Here is a 20,336-nt window from a genome sequence, read left to right as displayed (position 1 = left end):
AGGTGAGAATATGTCCCAACAAATTTTAGACCAGGCTTTGGAACTTGGAAAGCTGATTGCTGAGTCTGAAGAGTTTAGTGCAGTTCAGGAGAAGGAAGCAGCCATGCTTAAAGATCCTGCCGCTCAGGAACTATTAAAAGAGTACCAGCAGTTACAGCAGCAGTATCAGCAAAAACAAATGCGCGGGGAGCAAATTACCCCGGAGGAAATTAAGGCCTTTGAAGAGAAAGAAGTTAAGATGCTGGAAAACCAGTTCATTAATGAATTTCATAAGGCACAAAACAAGTTTCAAAACTTGTTGAATACCGTTAATGAAACCATTAACAAAGCAATGTTGGAAAAACGCGGCCACCAGCACGGGGCCAGCTGTTCCACATCTGGTTGAGGCTAGAAAAACCGGCCGGGAGGTGCCCGGCCTTCAAGACCCTGTATGGTTATATACCATGCAGGGTTTTTACATTTTAGAAACCGGTGAACGACGTGCAAATACTGCCGGGCTCGGCGAGATACCATTTTTCAGGGTAGGATAACCCGTATCTGTTGTCCCAAGATTTGGCTGCTGTGATATAATGATGGCGGGAGGGATGAAGTTGGGTTTAACACCGATGATGAAGCAGTACAAAAGCATAAAGGAACAATATCCCGATTCCATTCTGTTTTTCCGTTTGGGTGACTTTTATGAAATGTTTTTCGAAGATGCCTTAATAGCATCCAAAGTGCTGGACATTACGTTAACCAGCAGAGACAGCCATCAGAAGGTACCCATGTGCGGTGTACCGTACCATTCTGTTGATTCATATATTGCCAAAATGATTTCCAATGGTTACAAAGTGGCGCTGTGTGATCAGGTGGAAGATGCTAAAGCAGCCAAGGGAATCGTTAAACGCCAGGTGACCAGGGTAATTACTCCCGGTACAGTTATGGAAGGGCAGCTGCTGGAGGAGAAAAAAAATAATTATATTGCCTCTATACTGCTGGGCAAGCAGGAGTTAGGCTTGGCGTTTGCCGACGTTAGTACAGGGGAATTTATGGTTACTGAACTAAAGGACTCCTCCATTAACGCCACCCTAATTGATGAACTGGGACGTTTACAGCCATCGGAAATCCTGCTGCCGGAAAGTATGCAGCAGGATGACCGGTTAATAAAGAGTATCAAACTCAGCTGTTCAGCGGCTTTAAATTTTTGTAATGAAAATTATTACCATGAAGATGAAGCTGTTGACTACCTAAATCGGCAGTTTTCGCCGCAGGTAACAGACCAGTTAGACCTGCCGGGAAATTCCCTGTGCTTAAGGGCTGCCGGGGCACTGGTGCGCTTTTTATTGGAAACTCAAAAGCGGAATTTAAGTCATATCCGAAAGATAAATAAATATTCCACAGCCCAATATATGGCGCTGGATGGTCCGGCCAGGCGTAATCTTGAATTGACCAGGACGTTAATAGAGGGCGATAAAAAAGGCAGCCTGCTGTGGGTGCTTGATCACACCGTTACCGCCATGGGCGGGAGAAAACTTAAAAAGTGGATAGAGCAGCCTCTTTTAGATGTTGACCAAATCAATGCCCGGCTGGATGCGGTGGAGGAACTAACAAAAAGTATATTTTTAAGGGAAGATTTACGACAGTCGTTAAAGCAGGTGTACGACTTAGAACGCCTGACCGCAAAGGTGTCTTACGGTACAGCCAATGCCAGGGATCTGCTGGCACTTAAAAATTCCCTGGCCGTACTGCCCGAAATTAAAAAACTTTTAAGTGACAGCGGCAGCTCACTGCTGCTGGAAACAGCCGGTAAAATTGACGTGCTGGCAGATTTGTCGGACCTGCTGGAAAGGGCGCTGGCTGATGATCCGCCGGTTAGTTTAAGGGATGGTGGGTTGATTAAGAGCGGCTATGATGATGAAGTGGACAAACTGCGGGATGCTTCCGCCAACGGACGAAATTGGTTAGCCCGGTTGGAAGTAAAAGAAAGGGAGCGCACCGGAATTAAATCCCTTAAAATCCGCTTTAATAAAGTATTTGGTTATTATATTGAAGTTACCAAAAGTAACCTTGATGCAGTGCCGGAGGATTACCAGCGCCGCCAAACCCTGGCCAATGCGGAGAGATTTATAACCCCGGAACTTAAAAAATATGAAGAAATGATTCTCGGCGCCCAAGATAAACTGGTGGAACTGGAATATCGTCTTTTTGTGCAATTACGGGAATCTGTAGCTGCGGAGATTCCACGTATTCAACAAAGTGCCGACGCGGTGGCCAGTATAGACGTATTGGTGTCACTGGCTGAAGCTGCGGTAAAATATAACTATGTTAGACCGGTGGTAAACCACAGCGGTAGAATTGACATTTCTGAGGGACGGCATCCGGTGGTGGAACGGGCATTGGAAGAAGGAGAATTTGTTCCCAACAATACACACCTGGATAACGAAGGAAAATATATCGCTTTAATTACCGGACCCAACATGGGAGGCAAAAGTACTTATCAAAGACAGGTGGCTTTAATAACCATCATGGCTCAAATGGGCAGCTTTGTTCCCGCCGGCGGTGCAGAAATTGGGATAGTGGATCGGATTTTCGCCAGGGTGGGGGCCTCTGATGACCTGGCCTCCGGGCGCAGCACCTTTATGGTTGAAATGAACGAGTGTAATAACGCCCTGCGTCTGGCCACCAAAAAAAGCCTGGTGATTATTGATGAACTGGGGCGGGGAACATCTAATTTAGAAGGTATGGCCATTGCTCAAGCAGTTATTGAATATCTGCATCATCAGGTGGGCTGTCGTACTCTTTTTTCCACCCATTATCACGAATTGGCAGAAATGGAAGGCAGCCTTTCCGGCTTAAAAAATTATGCCGCGGCAGTGGAAGAAAAGGGAGACAATGTGATATTTCTGCACCGGATTGTACCGGGAAAGGCCAGCAAGAGCTATGGCGTTCATTGTGCCAGGTTGGCGGGACTGCCCGGTACAGTAATTGATAGAGCCAATGGTTTAGTAGAAGACCTGGAGAGATACTGCCGGGCAGCAGAAGAAGTGATTACCGGGGAAAAACAGGCTGCCGCGGCAAAAGAGGAAGACACTCAACTGGAACTGTTCACTTGCAGCCGGGAAATTGCGGCAATGATTGATGAATTACTAAACTTGGAGTTATTGGATACAACCCCCCTGGAAGCACTTACTGTGCTGTTTGAGCTGCAGAAGAAAGCCAGAAAACTAAAAAGCATAATTTAACTTTTAACATAATATTTAGAACAGTTAATTTTTTATACCGGATACGTTTCTTGTTTACTAATAATGTGATAAACTAAGTTATTAATATCGGCTGGTTCGGAGGTGTAAATGTGTACATTGGTATTGATGTGGGCGGAACCTGCACTGACGCTGTACTGCTCAGTGAGGGCAAGGTGCGTTCCACCGCCAAAATATATAATACGCCAAACAATTTGTTAACCTCACTGGTACAGGCACTGGATTCCGTTATGAAGGGGGTATCTGCCGGGGACATAGAGCGGGTGGTGCTTTCAACCACCATGATTACCAATTTGATTGTAGAACGAAAGTATGACCCGGTGGGTTTGCTTATAATGCCCGGGCCGGGTCGTAAATTAGAACACTACCGCAATGCCGATGTACACATTTTAAGTGGAGCCATAGATTACCGGGGACGGGAGATCATTCCGGTAAACGAAGAAGAAGTACTGCAGGCAATAAAGGAGTTTGATGCTAAAGGTTACAATAAGGTGGCGGTGGTGGGTAAATTTTCACCGCGAAATAACCGGCACGAACTGCAGGTGGCTGAACTGGTGAAAAAACATAAGCCCCATTGGCAGGTGGAAATGGGGCACCGGGCCGGGGGACAGTTAAATTTTCCCCGGCGGGTAGACACCACGGTGCTTACCTGTGCTACCAAGGAAAAATATCGTTACTTTGTGCAGTCAGTTAATGAGGCCTTAAAAAAACGTGATATAAAAGCCCAGGTATTTATAATGAAGGCCGACGGCGGTACCATGACGCTGGAAAGCTCTGAACAGTCACCGGTAGAAACAATTTTCTCCGGGCCTGCTGCCAGTACTTTGGGGGCCCAGGCCTTAACAGCGGCGGGAGAAACATCACTGGTGGTGGATATTGGCGGTACCACCACTGACCTGGCGCTTATATTGTCGGGAAAACCGCTGCTCTCTTCTAAGGGGGTAATGGTGGGAGATAAGCTCACCCAGGTTCGGACGCTGGCGGTGAAATCAGTGCCTGTGGGCGGCGACAGTGTGGTGGAAATGGTGGGTAAAGAATTAATAATCTACTCTGAACGAATGGGACAGCCCTACTGCCTGGGCGGGCCGTTTCCCACGCCCACCGATGCCTTAAACGTGATGGGGCTTACCAGATTAGGTGATAAGGATAGAGCTTGGGAAGCAATGAGCAGGCTCGGTAAATGGGCAAATATGTCCCCGGTGGAAGTGGCCAAGAATATCATTAACCTGGTGGTTGACACCATAGTAAAGGAAATAGAAAACATGTTTTTGGAATGGGAGCAGGAACCTGCTTACCGGATTTGGGAAGTTATGCAAAAGCGCAGGGTGCGTCCCCAAAATGTAGTTGGAGTGGGAGGCGGCGCCGCCGGGTTTGTGCCTCAAATAGCCATCCGCATAGGCGGTACGCCGGTACTGCCCCCGTATGCCTCAGTAGCTAACGCCATCGGTGCTGCGGTGGCCAGGCCGACACTGCAGGTAACCATGCGGGCGGATACCGAGCAGAACATATTTAGCATTGAAGAAGACGGCTACCAGGGAAAAATAAACCGGTCTCCCTTTGGATTTGAGCAGGCCTTGGATTTAGCAAAGGAATGGTTGATTAATAAAGCCAGCAGGATGAACATTGGCGATCAGATGCAGGATGTGGAAATAACCCGCCGGGAAGTATTTAATATTGTAAGGGATCTAAAAACCACCGGTAAAATATACGATATATGTGTGCAAACCCCCAGGGGTATTCAATGGCACATTGGTGCAGGGGGGAAATTAATATGAAAAAAAGAACGGGATTGGTATTTTTCCCCGCCTTTGACTGGTCTATCGCACCTATTCACCCGGAGCGCGAGGAAAGGCTTTTATATACCAGGGATCAGATTTTTGAGGAAGGTGTATTGGATCTGCCGGAAATCATTGAATATCGGCCGCAGGTGGCTACACCCCATGAAATCGCCCGGGCCCATTTTTGTGTTCCCGGAGTGGATGATCAGGTTTTGGTGGCCCACCGCATTGCAGCGGGAGCAGCTATACGGCTGAGCGACCGCATCATGAGCGGGGAAATAAATAACGGTTTTGCCATTGTACGTCCACCCGGCCACCATGCCATGAGGGTGGTTCATGGCAACCGGGGTTTTTGCAGCATAAACAACGAGGCTGTGGTGGTGGAGCATTTACGACGTACTTACGGCATTAAACGCATTGCCATTGTTGATACCGATGTCCATCACGGTGACGGAACACAAGACATTTATTATCATGATCCGGATGTTTTGTTTATTTCCTTTCACCAGGACGGCCGCACCATATTTCCCGGAACGGGTTTTACTGACGAGCTGGGAGGACCGACGGCCTATGCCGCAACTATTAATATACCACTCCCTCCCGGTGTTACCGACAGCAGCCTGCTGTACGTTATAGATAACCTGGTGCTGCCCATTTTAAAAGACTTTGAGCCGGAGTTTGTAATTAACTCGGCGGGACAGGATAACCATTTCACCGATCCCCTGGGAAGCATGCTGATTACAGCCCAGGGTTACGCCCGAATGACTGAAAAATTAAAACCGGACCTGGCTGTGTTAGAGGGCGGTTATGCCATAGAATCGGCATTACCATACGTTAATTTGGCAATTTTACTGGCCCTGGCAGGCCGCGATTACTCCTATGTTACTGAACCCGGCAACCATCCGGGAAAAATTGTTGAAAATTCACAGGTAACAAATTATGTTCACCAAGTGGTGGATCAATTACAGCAGATGTGGGATAAGCGTAAAGATGTCACCGTATCCCAGCTGTGCGGCGGCAGCAAATATTACCAGCGGCATAAAAATATTTTTTACGACACTGAATATTTTGAAGAAAAGCAGCTGGAAAAAGTGCGGGCCTGTGTAAGCTGTCCCGGGTACGTGCTTATAGATTCCCATGCCGCTCAGCCCAAAATCGGCCGCTGCCGCGTAATGGCCATCTCCATTCACAACCGCTGCTGTAAAAACTGCATTGCAGAAGCCTGGGAAGCCTATTACGAGGCTAAAAAAGATTACCGTTATTCCTATGTATACTTGCAGGATAAAACCGATGATACATTTATAACTTTCCGGCGGGATGACCAAAAGGAATGGCGTACCGAAGGCTAAGCCAGCGGACAATAATTTTTCGGGGGTGTTGGATTGGCTAAAATTAGAGTGCTGGATCAGAATACGGCAGACAAAATCGCTGCCGGCGAAGTAATAGAAAGACCGCTTTCAGTGGTAAAGGAATTGGTGGAAAACGCCCTTGACGCCGGAGCCGGCAGAATTACCGTGGATATTAAAGATGGAGGAACAACATCTATTACCGTGAGTGATAACGGGTGCGGCATCGAGCCAGAAGATGCCGCATTGGCTTTTTCCAGACACGCAACCAGTAAAATAAGCCGGGTGGAAGATTTACTTAGTATATCCACCCTTGGTTTTAGAGGCGAGGCACTGCCAAGTATTGCTGCTGTATCAAAGGTAACAATGCTCACCAGAGTTCCCCAACGGGATGAAGGGATAAAATTACAGGTAGAAGGCGGGAATATAACTGACCAGGCTCCTGCCGGCTGTCCCCCTGGTACTAAGATAACGGTACAGGATCTGTTTTACAACACACCGGCCAGAAAAAAACATTTAAAAAGACCCTCTGCGGAAGCGGGATTGATTAGTGATTTAGTGGCCAGGCTGGCATTATCCAGACCGGATGTAAGTTTTAAGTTTACTTCACAAAACCGTATTTTGCTTGAAACGCCGGGTAATGATAAGTTAATAGACACCATTGCAGCGGTTAACGGAATCCAAGTGGCCAAAAAAATGATACCCATTGAAGGTCAAGGTATCGGTATACACATCAGCGGTTACGTGAGCAAGCCGGAACTAAACCGGGCCACCAGGTCGTATCAAACAATACTTATAAACGGCAGATACGTTAAAAGCCGGGTGGTGTCCGATGCTCTGCAGGAAGGGTACCACACCTTATTGTCTTCCAAAAGACACCCGCTGGCCGTATTGAAAATAGAACTGGTTCCCGGTATGGTTGATGTCAATGTACACCCTGCCAAAATGGAAGTGCGTATTGATAAGGAACGGGAACTTTACAAACTGATAGTTTCTGCTGTCCAAAGGGCTCTTCGTACACCAAAGATAGTACCTGTTATTGAACAACCGTTAAAAAGCAAGCATCATCATTCATCTGACGCTGGAAGTGCTGAACAAACTGAATTACAGCTGGGCCTGCAGTTAAAAACAAGCCCACCTGCTAATAAATGGACAGGAGAAGCATCCAGCCCTCACCGGCAGCGGGAAAAGTCATCCCCAAAACCGGTTCAACAACCTGTTTTAAAAGATGATCAAGAAAGTTTACAGGTTGAACATGCTTCTAAGCAAATGTTTAAAGAAGCAGGGGAAAGCTACCAGCAGCAAAGTTTTCCGGAACTGCTGCCCCTGGGGCAGCTGCTTCCCACATATATACTGGCCCAGGGCCCCAAAGGGCTGTATATTATAGATCAGCATGCCGCCCATGAACGGGTTCTTTATGAGCGTTATACAAAAGGAAATAACAGCGGGCATAATAGTCAAATGCTGCTGGTTCCAGTGGTATTAGAATTGAATTACCATGAAGCCCAGGTGCTGACGGAAAATATTCTTACATTTCGGCAGCTGGGTTTTATAATAGAGCATTTTGGCGGCCGCAATTATATGCTGCGGGGTGTACCAATGGGCTTTCCCCAGGGAGAAGAGGCGAAGTTTTTTTATGACCTGCTGGAAACCAGAAGCAGTGACTTCTATCACCTGCTGGCAGCAAAATTAGCATGCCGCAGTGCTATCAAATCCGGGCAAAAATTATCCCATCAAGAAATGGAAACTTTACTGCAGCAGATGAGGGAAGCGGAAAATCCATATACCTGCCCCCATGGGAGGCCGACAATAATAAATTTAACTTTCGAAGAACTGGCAAAGAGGTTTCAAAGATGACAAATCAAATGGTAACCACTTCTTTGAATGCATCAAAAGAAATGATCATCAGGGCAAAAAAAATTGCGGCAGAACTAAATATAAATTATGTTCCCAGGAACGGCATGTCGTTACCTGATTTAGAATCCCAATATTCCGGCAGCGGTATACTGGTGGTGTCTAAAAACAGGCTGTCCGTTTATATAAAGGGCGAGGAATTCTTTTTTCATCCAGGAATGGCAAAATTACGTATTAAGCAGTTAAAAAACGGGCATACTGATCAAATGATTAGTGCTATGAACCTGAATTACGGGGACAGTGTGTTAGACTGTACGCTGGGATTAGGTTCTGATGCTGTGGTGGCAAACTATGTCACCGGTGGCAGTGGGCGGGTTACAGGGTTGGAAATCAATCCCTTAATGGCCTATGTGGTAAAAGACGGTATTGAACGTTTCCAAAACCCCAGCCCAACACTGGTCAAGGCGGTTAAAGGAATCAATATAATCAACACCGACCACAAAAAGTACCTTAAGAATTTACCGGACAACAGTTTTGATGTTGTTTATTTCGATCCCATGTTCCGCAACCCCGTTTACAAGTCTGCGGGCATGGTGCCGCTGAGAAAACTGGCCAATCATGATCCCCTGGCGGTGGACTCTGTTGAAGAAGCGTGCCGGGTGGCCAGAAAAAGAGTGGTAATAAAAGAAAGATATAATAGTGAAGAATTTGAGAGGCTGGGGTGCGAGCAAGTGGTTGGCGGAAAAAAATCACCCATTGCCTATGGGGTTATTGTAGTGGGGAGGGATAACAATTGAAAAAGCCGCTGCTGGCCATAGTGGGCCCCACTGCCATCGGTAAAACCGAAGTAGGGGTACAATTGGCCTTGAGACTAAACGGTGAGGTTGTATCAGCTGATTCCATGCTGGTATATAAGGGTATGGATATCGGTACCGCCAAACCCACCATTGAGGAACGGCGGGGTGTCCCTCACCATATGATTGATGTGGTTATGCCCTGGGAAGAATATAATGTGGCTCTATACCAAAGAGAAGCGGAAAGAATAATTGCCGGAATACATAATAGGGGGAAACTACCTCTACTGGTAGGGGGAACAGGTCTGTATGTTCGGGCAGTGCTGGATGAATACCACTTTGACAGCCCGAAGGAGGATCAAAAACTCCGCCAGGAACTGCAAAATGCAGCCCGGGAAAAAGGGAATTTGTGGCTGCACCGCCAGCTGGCGGCGGTGGATCCGGCAGCAGCGGAAAACATTCACCCCAATAATGTGCGCCGGGTTATCCGGGCCCTGGAGGTATACAAACTTACCGGTAAACCCTTTTCCGGTATGCAGAAAGCCGGCTATCAAAGCAATTCCAAGTACCAGATAAAAATATTTGGCCTTACCATGCCCCGTGAACTGCTGTACAGGCGGATAGAACAGCGGGTGGAAAAAATGTTAGAAATGGGTTTAGTGGAAGAAGTTAAGTCTTTAATACAGCAGGGGGTTAAACGTTCTCACACATCTATGCAGGGTTTGGGATATAAAGAAATTGCTTCATACCTGGCCGGAGAAATATCCCTGGACCGGGCCGCTGAGTTAATAAAAAGGGATACCCGCAGGTTTGCAAAACGGCAGTTTACTTGGTTTAAAAGAGATCCACGCATATATTGGATTGACATGCATAATTATGATAGTATATCAAAAGTTGTAAGTAAAATTATTAATGCCTGGCAGGAAAACTTTTTAGTAATGTCGAAGTGAAATAATGGAAAAAATAAAGAAAAACGGAGGGACTCCGATGACGAAACCGCAGATTAATTTGCAAGATGCATTTTTAAATCAAGTTAGAAAGGAAAGTATCCCCATTACCATGTTTCTCATCAACGGTTTCCAGCTCAAGGGATTGGTGCGGGGGTTTGACAACTTTACAGTAATCATGGAAAGTGAAGGTAAGCAAATGATGGTATACAAGCATGCCATTTCCACTATCAGTCCATTGAAACCGGTTAATACACCAATGACTGATGCTAAGAATATAACCAGTGAGGCCAAAACAATATAGTTGGTGGTAATTTTACGTTTACAGTAAGAAAACCCGGTTTTAAGAAGATGGTTAACCTCTCCACCCGGCGGTGAAGAGGTCTTCTTTTTTGGTTCACTAATCACCGGCGCGGGCGTATACATTAAAAGAGATTTAAAGTCCGCGAGGTGACAGGTGTTGGTGAAAATTAGAATGTGGCATAACCATGAAAGGGCTGAAAAAAATGAATCCCCGAAAAAGCCCAGTCATTTTCGCCGGAAACCCATATATTCCGTAAAAAAGAATAACGATTCCCCATCAGTATTTAATGAACAAACACCTGAAAAAGGTGTGCAAGAAATTATGGCAGAAATAAATAAACTGGTGGGATTGAAAAGTGTCAAAAAGTTAATTAATGAATTACATGCTTTTATAGAAATACAAAAGCTTCGCCACCGGGAAAAACTGGCTTATGAACCAATGGTTTTACATATGGTGTTTAAAGGTAATCCCGGTACCGGGAAAACAACTATGGCCCGCCTGTTGGGACAACTGTTTAAGGAGATGGGCGTGTTAAATAAAGGCCACATAATTGAGGTGGAGCGGGCTGATTTAGTTGGTGAGTACATTGGGCATACCGCTAAAAGAACCAGGGACCAGATAAAGAAGGCGCTGGGGGGAATTTTGTTTATCGATGAGGCATACTCCCTGGCCAGGGGTGGAGATAAAGACTTTGGCAAAGAAGCAATTGACTGTATGGTTAAGGCCATGGAAGACTACAAGGATAATTTGATAATAATTTTAGCCGGGTATAAGCACGAAATGGAGTGTTTCATAGAAACCAACCCGGGTTTGCGCTCCAGGTTTCCCATCCATATTACGTTCCCGGACTACACAATTCAGGAACTGATGGAAATAGCAAAGGTTATGCTGGATGAAAGGCAGTATAAGTTAACCGCTGATGCAAAGGCTCAGCTGCGTACATTAATAAAAAACAGGGCCAGCCAGCACATGAACAGCGGCAATGCCAGGATGGTGAGAAACCTTATTGAAAGGGCCATGAGATTGCAGGCAGTGCGCTTGTTAAACATGAATTTGCCCAAAATAAGCAGGGAAGATTTAATGACTATCACAGTTGAAGATGTGATAAATGCTTATGACGAATTAACGGAAGATTGATAATAATAAATGCGGGAGGACATCATGGATATCAAAAATAAATTGGACAGATTAGCTAAAGAAGTAGAAATTGAAGTTCGTGATATTTATCATCAAATAGATGAGAACTCTTTAAAAAATCATACCAAAGTATTAAATGCCTTTCGAGAAGCCAGAGTCAGTGATTTTCATTTGAAAGGCGGCACCGGATACGGCTACGGGGATGCCGGGCGTGAAATTTTGGAAAAAATCTATGCCCGTGTATTTGGCGGTGAGAGGGCCCTGGTAAGAGGGCAAATTGTTTCCGGTACCCATGCCATTGCCCTGTGCTTATTTGGAGTGCTTAGTCCCGGGGATGAACTGCTGGCGGTTCAAGGAGCACCCTATGACACGTTGGAAGAGGCCATAGGCATAAGGGGTAACGCTGCCGGCTCGTTAAAAAGCTATGGAATAAAATACCGGCAGGTTGATTTATTACCCAACGGGGAACTGAACTGGAAAGGTATCGAAGAAGCTCTTAATTCCAACACAAAAATGGTGATGATACAGAGATCCCGGGGATATGCCTGGCGGCCGTCGCTGAGCATTGCCGGTATAGAAAAATTGGTACAGTTTATCAGGCAAAGGCAGCCAAATACAGTAATATTTGTAGACAATTGCTACGGGGAATTGGTAGAACCTAAAGAACCATGCGATGTGGGAGTGGACCTGGTTGCCGGCTCACTAATTAAAAATCCCGGTGGTGGAGTGGCTCCCACCGGCGGCTATGTGGTGGGACGGGCTGATTTGGTTCAAATGGCTGCCAACCGTTGGACAGCCCCCGGTATTGGCGATGAAGTGGGACCCACATTAGATCACCAAAGATTGTTAATGCAGGGTATCTTTTTAGCTCCCCACGTTGTGGCTGAGGCATTAAAGGGAGCAGTATTTACTGCCAGGTTATTTGAACGCCTGGGGTTTGAAATTTCTCCCCTGTATGATGAATACCGCACCGATATCATTCAAGCGGTGGCACTGGGTGATGCGGACAAGCTGGTGGAATTCTGCCGCGGTTTACAATCCGCATCCCCGGTGGATTCACACGTGCGTCCCGAACCGGACGGCATGCCCGGTTATGACGATGCGGTGGTTATGGCGGCCGGCACCTTTGTTCAGGGCGCTTCCATTGAATTATCCGCCGATGGTCCCCTGAGACCGCCCTATGCTGTGTACATGCAGGGTGGGCTTTCCAAGGAATATATTAAGCTGGGCGTATTGTCCGCAGCTGAGGCGGTGTTGAGAACAGCGAAATAACCGGGAACCCGTTATTAAAAATAAATATTCCTGTTGATAATTAATAAAACCGAGTTTTATAGGGTTCCTACATTTTTACAACAGAAAATTCGACTAAATTATTTACAAATGTGGTTTGCAATTATATAATGATACAGTAATTAACTAAAAAGTAAGAGGTGGTAAAGTAAACATGGCATTGGTTAATGATGACCTACCGCTATACAATATCGGCGTAGTGGCCGAACTTTTAAAAGTGCATCCAGAGACGCTGCGAATCTGGGAAAAAAACGAGTTAATTTATCCCGCTCGCAGAAACAAGCAAAGACTGTACACAAACAACGATATTAAAAGGCTGCAGTTTATTCACCACTTAATTAATGAAAAGGGATTAAATATTGCCGGTGTACAGCAGATGATCAGCTTGTACCCCTGTTGGAAAATAAAAAATTGCCCCGGTGGAAAACGTGAGCAGGAGGCGGAAGTAAACAAAAATAAACCCTGCTGGAAAGAGCAGGGCACTTACTGCTATGTCTTACAGGATAAAGCTGATTACTGCAGCACCTGCGGTCTTTGCAGAGATGAAGAGGACTGCAGGGCAAAGTAATGCAGCATAAAAAGACACCCTTATAATGATATGATCCCCTTATAGTAGACAGAAAAAGAAAGCTCATTAGTCTGTTTACTATGGAGGGGATTTTTCTATGGGTAAAATCAGAAAAACATATGATGTAAAGTTTAAAAAGAAAAAGGTCTGGAATAAAAACGAGGCGGAACCTACCCGGCAGGCAAATACCAGAGAACAGTTGGCGTAAGCCCATCTGGATAAACTTCAAGTTATCTAAAAATCTTTTAACATAGATTTGATAAGTCTTAAAATTTGCAGATTATTTAATTTGAGATTTTACAATACATAAACAAGGTTATTTTCATCATGTAAAGAAATTAATAGATTCAAAAGTTAATGTAGATTAAAGGAGGTAGTTGATAATGGCCAGTAAGTTTATAAAGTTCAAGAAGATTATAGTGCCAATCATGTCAACTGTCATAATCACATCGCAATTAACAGGTTGTGCCGCAGTTAATTCCAAAGAAATGATAAACATGATTGACTCAGGACAAAGCATAGCATTAGAGGTATCAAAACCATCGTATGAAGTGGTGATACAAGGAGAACCGCAGGGAATGCTTGATTGGGTTCAACTAGACCAATTAAAGACATATAATAAAGGATTCAGACAAGGATTCGATGAGCTATTCAACATTAACATAGTAACAGAAAACGGAGTTAATGGCAAGAATGGCTGTTTATTTGTAGATGAAGAAGGGGATAGGAATGGTAATACAACCCTAGAGGACGCATTGAGAAACAAAGTATTCGTTACAAAATACTGGAAAAATACTGAAGTAAAGTCTAAATTAGTAGATTTAGCAGAGCAGATATACACTGATATCGATGGAAATACCGTATATGGAATAACTGGTGCGATTAATGCTTATTACAACCTATTAGAAAATGCAGTTAACCCATCTGCATTTAACCCTACACAGTCATTAAGCAGAGATGAATTTTATGCTTTAGTATTTAAAAGTGAAGAAGGCGTAAGGGAGATTGAAATAGACAAAGAATTTGAGAACGCTATCGGTGGGCCAACAGAATATAGTAAGTATGCGCAAGAGGTAGATGAATATGGTTTCTTGAGTGTAGCCAATAAGAGTTTAGATGCAACATCATATAAAGGCAGTATATCAAGGGTAGAAGCAATTTACATGATGGTAAACAAACATTTTCCTGATGAGTTAGCTAAAGTAAAAGGAACCGAGAAAGCGTTTAAAGATACTAGAAACGGTGGGGATATAGCATTATACTTAGGTTTTAAATATAAAGATAAAAAGACGAAAGAGATTATAGCGAAAGACAGATGGCAGGCATATACATTGGCCACAATGTTACGTAACCCTGATATGAAGATGCAGGAAGAACTTTATAAGGCTATGGTAGCGGCTAAGAAATTGAACTTAATACCCGGTGAGGAATCACGATGGGATGAACCACTTAACAGGGCGGAAGCAATTCAATTAATTATGAATACACATCTGGCTAAGAATAAGTTATATGGGTATTTAAGTGATGTAGAGTTTGGTAAGATGAACATAGACCAAAACACAACAGACCAGACCGATGATACCACAGGCCAGATAAATACAGATGAGGTTTTAGGGGAAACAGAAGATGGGAGAAAATATGGAGATGGTTGGGAGGAGATACCAACTTCAATAGTACCGGCAGACCCGAATAAGAAACTTAAGAGTGGAATAACGCTGTGGGAAGCGAAAGTACTAATAAAAGATAATAGAGAAAACTTAAAATCACTGGGTTATTCTGAGGAAGACATAAAGCAGGTAGAGGAAGGTCTATATAGAGATTTAGGAACAACAGCAGAAGAAATAGCAAGATGTCCAGACAGACCCCAAGTCCCGGTAACCACACAAAAACCAAGCCAGCCAAAGCCTGAGGTGGAACAGCCAGCACAACAACCAACACAGCAGCCTGTAGTACAGCAGCCTGCAGGTAGTTATTTACCACCATCAATAGATAAGGACAGAAATGGTAGAGTAGATGCATTTGAAGAAAGCGAGTTTAAAGGTGAAAATGAAGGGACTGAATCAGACCCGAACTTCAATTTATCTACAGACTTCCCAGAACCAAATAAGTAACACAATCATATAAAACTACACAAACAAGTGTAGTTTTATATTTATAGATATACAATAAAGGAGTTGATAAAATGAGGTATAAGCTCAAACGAATAATATCCAGTTTACTAGTTGCATTAATGATTATAGTGAGCTTACCTATACAGGCTTTTGCAGAAGTCGTACAAGATAATGGTAACGCAGGTTCGGGTACAGGAGGAGGCAGCACTAACAGGGCGTATACATGGGTAGGAAGTCAATCCGGGTTTAGGATTGCTATAGTGGACAAAAATTTCAACCAGGTATCAAATACAGTAGACTTAGTGTTCAGCAAACCTACCGTATTTAATTATGGGGGTACAAATTCGCTTAAAGATTATTACACTAACACAAGGGCAAATGGAGAGACACTAAGTAACTCTAGGGAGCATTATCAATTTAGATTACTTAAACAGATAATAGACCAAAGTAAAGGCACTGAAAATGAAATAAAAAAATACCCAAAATTTCCAATCACATATATAGGAAATAAATCAGTAGCTGGCGGTGAAGATTTTAAAGAATGGTTCTTAAAAGGTAATGGTTCAAACAGTTTAGCTTTCACCTACCCATCCGGTACACAATCAGCTGGTGGAGTATCTGATGGTATAACTAAACCAGTCTTAAAAGACCAGCCAAGACCAATTAACGACATGCCACAGGTGGGTGTATTATCACTTCAGTATGATTCATCATATAGATATAGTACACGTACTAAAGCGTTTATATACGTATATGAGCAGGGATATGTTAATCATGCAAAGAAATTAATAGATGTGAAAGTTAATGTAGATTAAAGGAAGTAGTTGATAATGGCCAGTAAGTTTATGAAGTTCAAGAAGAAGATTATAGTGCCAATCATGTCAACTGTCATAATTACATCACAATTAGCAGGTTGTGCCGCAGTTAATTACAAAGAAATGATAAACATGATTGACTCAGGACAAAGCATAGCATTAGAGGTATCAAAACCATCGTATGAAGTGGTGATACAAGGAGAACCGCAGGGAACGCTTGATTGTATTCAACGCTGCTCTTACCTAAAGTGTGAATTTGCAAATTAAACCAGCAGAGGTTTTGCAAAATAAATTAGCTTTGATTGGCTGTAAAAGAGGATGATTTGCAAATTATATCGGTTCATAAATAGTAGATTTTGCAGATTATCATATTCTTTTAGGGATCTAAAATTAATTGCAAAAAAAAGGGTGCCCCAAATACTACTTTTGGGGACAGGATTGGATAGTTCGTTACGACTGTTACCGCTATTATTATCTTGCATGCTGTGTTTCTTATAGCCGAGGTGTTCTTCTAATTCAGCCTCAAGTATACCCTGGAGGGTATCCCTAAAAAGGTTCTTTAGCATCTCGTGTACGTCGTTTACGGTACGGCAATCCTTGGTCAGTTTTGTCCTGCAAGTTTTGCATAAATGGTCATCTCCTTTATTTGTAATTATTACCATTTGCACAAACTTTTTACATTCTCCGAGTTGGTAAACGTATTGATAATGATCCGATGGAAGGATTTTGGGGAATACTATACAAAAAAGATTAAGCGGCCAAAGCCCAATGGAGTATCGGGCTTTGGCCGCTTAGTGTAGTTTTATTATTTCCACTGTCTGCTTGACAGGGTTCACTTCACAATAGGGTGTCTTTTTTGTTTAATTATTTTATGCTTCTGAGCAGCCCCACAACCTTACCCAAAATTTGTACATCCCGAACCAAAATAGGGGCCATATTGGGATTTTCCGGTTGTAGGCGAATGTGATTTTTCTCTTTAAAGAATCTTTTTACCGTAGCTTCGCCATCTAAAAGTGCCACCACTATTTCCCCGTCTGTGGCATTGGGCTGGCGGCGTACCAGCACAAGATCCCCTTCCAAAATACCCGCTTCTATCATACTGTCGCCGCGTATTTTCAGCATAAACAATTCTCCGTAACCGGTAAAACTGCGGGGCAGGGAAAGTATATCTTCACAGTTTTCCACCGCTAATAAAGGGTTACCCGCTGCAACCTGCCCCAGCAGCGGAACATCCACTAAATCATCATCACCGGCTGTCCGGTTATACTTCTGTTCTTCCAGTATTTCAATTGCCCTGGGTTTAGTTGGATCCCGGCGGATATATCCCTTTTGTTCGAGCTTTTTTAGGTACCCGTGTACCGTAGAGCTGGAACTTAATCCCACCGACTGCCCTATTTCCCGCACCGAAGGGGGGTAACCCTTTTCGCGTATATTTTCTTTTATTACATTCAATATAGATTGCTCCCGTTCATTCAAGCTCTTATTCAAAAGAAACCTTCCTTTCTTTAGATTTTAAAACTTATTATAGCATAAAAACATTCAACTTAAAACATCTGTTCGTGTATCGAACGGTCTAATTTTTAAGTGAATTATAATTATATTACGATTATTTTTAATATTTAGAAGGGTATTAGCTGTTTGCGTGGAAATAAAGAGAAAATTTTAAGGGGTGGTGTAATTTTGCTTCCCATAGATATATTAGCGGGTATTTTGGAAGCTGTACCCGTAGCCGTTGAAGTGGCGGATAACCGGGGGAATATTTTATACGTTAACAAAGCATTTACCAAAGTTACCGGCATACCGGCCGAACAGCGGCTGCATAAAAACATCTTTAACGTTTCTCCCGACGGTGCACTGGCGCTGGCCCTGCGCAAAAGGAAGCGCGTCAGCGGCCACCGCTGTATAGTCGGCGGAACGATGGTGGAAGTAATATCAAACGCATCCCCTATAACTGTGGATGGAAAAATGCTGGGTGCCGTTGTGGTATTTCAGCACATCACCGATATTATAAACCTGCTTGAAGAACTGCGCAGGAGCAACAACATAATTAAAAATCTTTCCCATAAATTCGGCCAGGTAACCAGAAGTAAGTACAGCTTCAGCGATATTATCGGCTGCAGTGAGGAATTAAATAAGGTATTAACTGTGGCCCGGAATGCTGCTGCCAGCAATTCAACGGTGCTGCTGTTGGGAGAAAGCGGTACGGGAAAAGAATTATTTGCCCATGCCATTCATAATGCCAGTGCGAGAAAAAACGGCCCCTTTATTAAAGTAAACTGTGCGGCAGTACCGGAAAATTTGTTAGAAAGTGAATTTTTTGGACATCAAAAAGGTGCTTTCACCGGGGCGATAAATGACAAAATAGGACGATTTGAATTGGCCAATGGCGGAACCATTTTTTTGGATGAAATCGGTGACATTAGTTTGGTACTGCAGGCTAAATTATTACGGGTTTTACAGGAAATGGAGTTCGAGCGGGTTGGCGGAATAGAAACCATAAATGTGGACATGCGGGTTATAGCTGCCACCAACAGAGATTTACGCCAGTTGGTTAGAACCGGCCGGTTTCGTGAAGATTTATTTTACCGGTTAAATGTAATAGAAATTAATATTCCCCCTTTAAGAGAGCGTAAAGATGATATTGAAATGATTGCCGGCAGTATCATTGAAAAACTAAACCGCAAAATGGGAACTCAAATAAAGGGGCTGTCCGCCGATGCTGTAGAAGCCCTGTCCGGTTATCACTGGCCGGGTAATGTACGGGAACTGGAAAATGTTTTAGAACGGGTTTCAATTGGCTTTAACGGCAGTTATATAACGGCAGATGCTGTAAAACCGCATTTAAACGGCTTTTCATCTGCCGCCGAATCCATGGAGATTATGGAAATAAGTAAAATGGAGGAAATTTTAATTAAAAGGGCTTTGGAGAAATACGGCACCTCTATGAAGGGGAAGAAAAAAGCTGCTGCCGTTTTAAATATTTCCCTGGCCACTTTGTACAATAAAATTAAAAAGTATAATTTATAGCACTGATTTCTTATAAAATTTGGAATAATTTTAAGTATTATAAGGCAGATCCGCGCTTGTTAAATAACAATAATTTAATTAAGCTTCTACAATTTAGAAATACAGGTAATTTATAATTTTAAGTATGATAAAATGATGCTGTAAACCGTTGTTTTGGCCCTGCACGGGGTTGGCGGCAGATCAATACCGGGCATAGGAATTGCATTGGATTTGTTAGCACCGGCAGTTGATTATTGAATACTGAACAGGGGAGGCGACCAAAATTAGAAGTATTAGTTACAACATAATAGTTGATAGTGTTGCCAAGTTATGTGCCGAAGCGTGCTGCCAATTGGGAGATGACGTACTGGAAGCCCTTGCAAAGTCATTAGAACAGGAAGTATCTTCCGGCGGCAGGGAAATTTTAAAACTGCTGATGGAAAATGCCAGAATTTCCCGGGAAGAAAATATACCCATGTGCCAGGATACCGGATTTACGGTGGTTTTTTTAGAACTGGGTCAGGATGTACATTTAGAAGGTGGTGATATTAACGAAGCGATCAATGAGGGTGTACGAAAGGGATACCGGCAGGGATACCTGCGCAAATCCATTGTCGGTCATCCGCTGAAACGCGTAAATACCGGGGATAATACTCCCTGTGTAATTCACACCCGGGTGGTACCGGGGGAAAATTTAAAAATCACTGTGGCACCCAAAGGTGGCGGCAGCGAAAATATGAGTGCATTGAAAATGTTGAAGCCGGCAGACGGGGTGGAAGGAGTTAAAAAGTTTGTTATAGACACCGTTAAGGCAGCGGGCCCCAACCCGTGCCCACCGCTGGTGATAGGGGTGGGCATCGGCGGTACCATGGAAAAAGCTGCCCTAATGGCTAAAGAAGCCCTGCTGAGAGAAGTGGGTACTAAAAACCCGCAGCAGGATTTGGCAGAACTGGAGCTGCAGCTGTTAAATGAAATAAATAAGTTAGGCATAGGTCCCCAGGGATTAGGGGGAAGGGTTACCGCCCTGGCAGTTCATATTAAAACCTTTGCCGCCCACATTGCCAGCTTACCGGTTGCTGTAAATATAAACTGTCATGCGGCACGGCACAAGTCAATTATACTGTAACACAGTTAACATAAATGTATG

General features: G+C 43.8%; 17 protein-coding genes and 1 pseudogene. 16 read left to right on the top strand and 2 right to left on the bottom strand.

Features of this window, described 5'->3' with window-relative positions; translation table 11 throughout:
• The first annotated feature begins 10 nt into the window (after positions 1–10).
• The 14 genes from JOC37_RS02530 (at position 11) to JOC37_RS02465 (ending at position 16,450) form a co-directional block, all read left to right on the top strand.
• A complete protein-coding gene (locus JOC37_RS02530) occupies positions 11–385 on the top strand; it encodes a YlbF/YmcA family competence regulator (RefSeq protein WP_204615633.1) in 375 nt (124 codons plus the stop codon).
• A gap of 205 nt (positions 386–590) precedes the next feature.
• Entirely contained in the window at positions 591–3,221 is a 2,631-nt protein-coding gene (gene mutS, locus JOC37_RS02525; protein WP_476580492.1) for a DNA mismatch repair protein MutS, read from the top strand.
• A 110-nt stretch (positions 3,222–3,331) separates the two neighbouring features.
• Positions 3,332–5,014 carry a hydantoinase/oxoprolinase family protein gene (locus tag JOC37_RS02520; RefSeq protein WP_204615631.1) on the top strand — a complete coding sequence of 561 codons (1,683 nt, stop codon included), beginning with the start codon at positions 3,332–3,334 and terminating at the stop codon, positions 5,012–5,014.
• Complete coding sequence (locus tag JOC37_RS02515) at positions 5,011–6,366, top strand: histone deacetylase family protein (protein ID WP_204615630.1); 1,356 nt, start codon at positions 5,011–5,013, stop codon at positions 6,364–6,366. The genes JOC37_RS02520 and JOC37_RS02515 overlap by 4 nt, the downstream gene beginning before the upstream one ends.
• A 33-nt stretch (positions 6,367–6,399) precedes the next feature.
• Positions 6,400–8,220, top strand: a complete 1,821-nt coding sequence (mutL, locus tag JOC37_RS02510) for a DNA mismatch repair endonuclease MutL (protein WP_204615628.1) — start codon at positions 6,400–6,402, stop codon at positions 8,218–8,220.
• Positions 8,217–9,014, top strand: coding sequence for a class I SAM-dependent methyltransferase (locus JOC37_RS02505; protein WP_204615625.1), 798 nt, complete (start codon positions 8,217–8,219; stop codon positions 9,012–9,014). Before mutL ends, JOC37_RS02505 begins: the two co-directional genes overlap by 4 nt.
• Positions 9,011–9,961 (top strand): tRNA (adenosine(37)-N6)-dimethylallyltransferase MiaA, encoded by a 951-nt coding sequence (gene miaA / locus JOC37_RS02500; protein ID WP_204615623.1) that lies wholly within the window; start codon positions 9,011–9,013, stop codon positions 9,959–9,961. The genes JOC37_RS02505 and miaA overlap by 4 nt, the downstream gene beginning before the upstream one ends.
• Before the next feature lie 37 nt (positions 9,962–9,998).
• A complete protein-coding gene (gene hfq, locus JOC37_RS02495) occupies positions 9,999–10,262 on the top strand; it encodes an RNA chaperone Hfq (RefSeq protein ID WP_204615621.1) in 264 nt (87 codons plus the stop codon).
• A gap of 156 nt (positions 10,263–10,418) precedes the next feature.
• Positions 10,419–11,399 carry an AAA family ATPase gene (locus JOC37_RS02490; protein ID WP_238480714.1) on the top strand — a complete coding sequence of 327 codons (981 nt, stop codon included), beginning with the start codon at positions 10,419–10,421 and terminating at the stop codon, positions 11,397–11,399.
• A gap of 24 nt (positions 11,400–11,423) precedes the next feature.
• Entirely contained in the window at positions 11,424–12,671 is a 1,248-nt protein-coding gene (locus JOC37_RS02485; RefSeq protein WP_204615611.1) for a methionine gamma-lyase family protein, read from the top strand.
• A gap of 172 nt (positions 12,672–12,843) precedes the next feature.
• Positions 12,844–13,257: a MerR family transcriptional regulator gene (locus JOC37_RS02480; protein ID WP_204615601.1), complete on the top strand. Its 414-nt coding sequence runs from the start codon at positions 12,844–12,846 to the stop codon at positions 13,255–13,257.
• Positions 13,258–13,640: 383 nt separating this feature from the next.
• The gene (locus JOC37_RS02475) at positions 13,641–15,368 is read left to right on the top strand and encodes a hypothetical protein (RefSeq protein WP_204615598.1); all 1,728 of its coding nucleotides are present in this window, start codon (positions 13,641–13,643) and stop codon (positions 15,366–15,368) included.
• Positions 15,369–15,439: 71 nt separating this feature from the next.
• Positions 15,440–16,183 carry a hypothetical protein gene (locus tag JOC37_RS02470; protein ID WP_204615595.1) on the top strand — a complete coding sequence of 248 codons (744 nt, stop codon included), beginning with the start codon at positions 15,440–15,442 and terminating at the stop codon, positions 16,181–16,183.
• A 15-nt stretch (positions 16,184–16,198) separates the two neighbouring features.
• Positions 16,199–16,450, top strand: coding sequence for a hypothetical protein (locus tag JOC37_RS02465; RefSeq protein ID WP_204615591.1), 252 nt, complete (start codon positions 16,199–16,201; stop codon positions 16,448–16,450).
• 182 nt (positions 16,451–16,632) lie between these two features.
• Here JOC37_RS02465 and JOC37_RS02460 read toward each other — a convergent pair.
• Both JOC37_RS02460 and lexA read right to left on the bottom strand, forming a co-directional pair.
• Positions 16,633–16,845 (bottom strand): annotated as a pseudogene (locus JOC37_RS02460) (transposase); the annotation flags it as partial.
• Between the two features lie 202 nt (positions 16,846–17,047).
• Entirely contained in the window at positions 17,048–17,671 is a 624-nt protein-coding gene (gene lexA, locus JOC37_RS02455; protein WP_204615589.1) for a transcriptional repressor LexA, read from the bottom strand.
• Between the two features lie 192 nt (positions 17,672–17,863).
• Here lexA and JOC37_RS02450 point away from each other — a divergent pair, with 192 nt between their 5' ends.
• Together JOC37_RS02450 and JOC37_RS02445 are read left to right on the top strand one after the other, a co-directional pair.
• Positions 17,864–19,210 (top strand): sigma-54 interaction domain-containing protein, encoded by a 1,347-nt coding sequence (locus JOC37_RS02450; protein ID WP_204615587.1) that lies wholly within the window; start codon positions 17,864–17,866, stop codon positions 19,208–19,210.
• 262 nt (positions 19,211–19,472) lie between these two features.
• Positions 19,473–20,315, top strand: coding sequence for a fumarate hydratase (locus JOC37_RS02445; RefSeq protein WP_204615770.1), 843 nt, complete (start codon positions 19,473–19,475; stop codon positions 20,313–20,315).
• The last annotated feature ends 21 nt before the right edge of the window (positions 20,316–20,336 follow it).

It is taken from the genome of Desulforadius tongensis, assembly GCF_016907915.1.
GTDB lineage: Bacteria > Bacillota > Desulfotomaculia > Desulfotomaculales > Desulfohalotomaculaceae > Desulforadius > Desulforadius tongensis.
Note: the sequence above shows the minus strand (reverse complement) of the source record. Positions and strands in the feature narration are given on the sequence as shown.

Bases quoted from the DNA above. Each gene is read 5' to 3' on its own strand.
- JOC37_RS02480 (WP_204615601.1), top strand. From the start codon at position 12,844: ATGGCATTGGTTAATGATGACCTACCGCTATACAATATCGGCGTAGTG.
- JOC37_RS02475 (WP_204615598.1), top strand. From the start codon at position 13,641: ATGGCCAGTAAGTTTATAAAGTTCAAGAAGATTATAGTGCCAATCATG.
- JOC37_RS02505 (WP_204615625.1), top strand. From the start codon at position 8,217: ATGACAAATCAAATGGTAACCACTTCTTTGAATGCATCAAAAGAAATG.
- JOC37_RS02465 (WP_204615591.1), top strand. From the start codon at position 16,199: ATGGCCAGTAAGTTTATGAAGTTCAAGAAGAAGATTATAGTGCCAATC.
- hfq (WP_204615621.1), top strand. From the start codon at position 9,999: ATGACGAAACCGCAGATTAATTTGCAAGATGCATTTTTAAATCAAGTT.
- JOC37_RS02485 (WP_204615611.1), top strand. From the start codon at position 11,424: ATGGATATCAAAAATAAATTGGACAGATTAGCTAAAGAAGTAGAAATT.
- JOC37_RS02515 (WP_204615630.1), top strand. From the start codon at position 5,011: ATGAAAAAAAGAACGGGATTGGTATTTTTCCCCGCCTTTGACTGGTCT.
- JOC37_RS02530 (WP_204615633.1), top strand. From the start codon at position 11: ATGTCCCAACAAATTTTAGACCAGGCTTTGGAACTTGGAAAGCTGATT.
- JOC37_RS02470 (WP_204615595.1), top strand. From the start codon at position 15,440: ATGAGGTATAAGCTCAAACGAATAATATCCAGTTTACTAGTTGCATTA.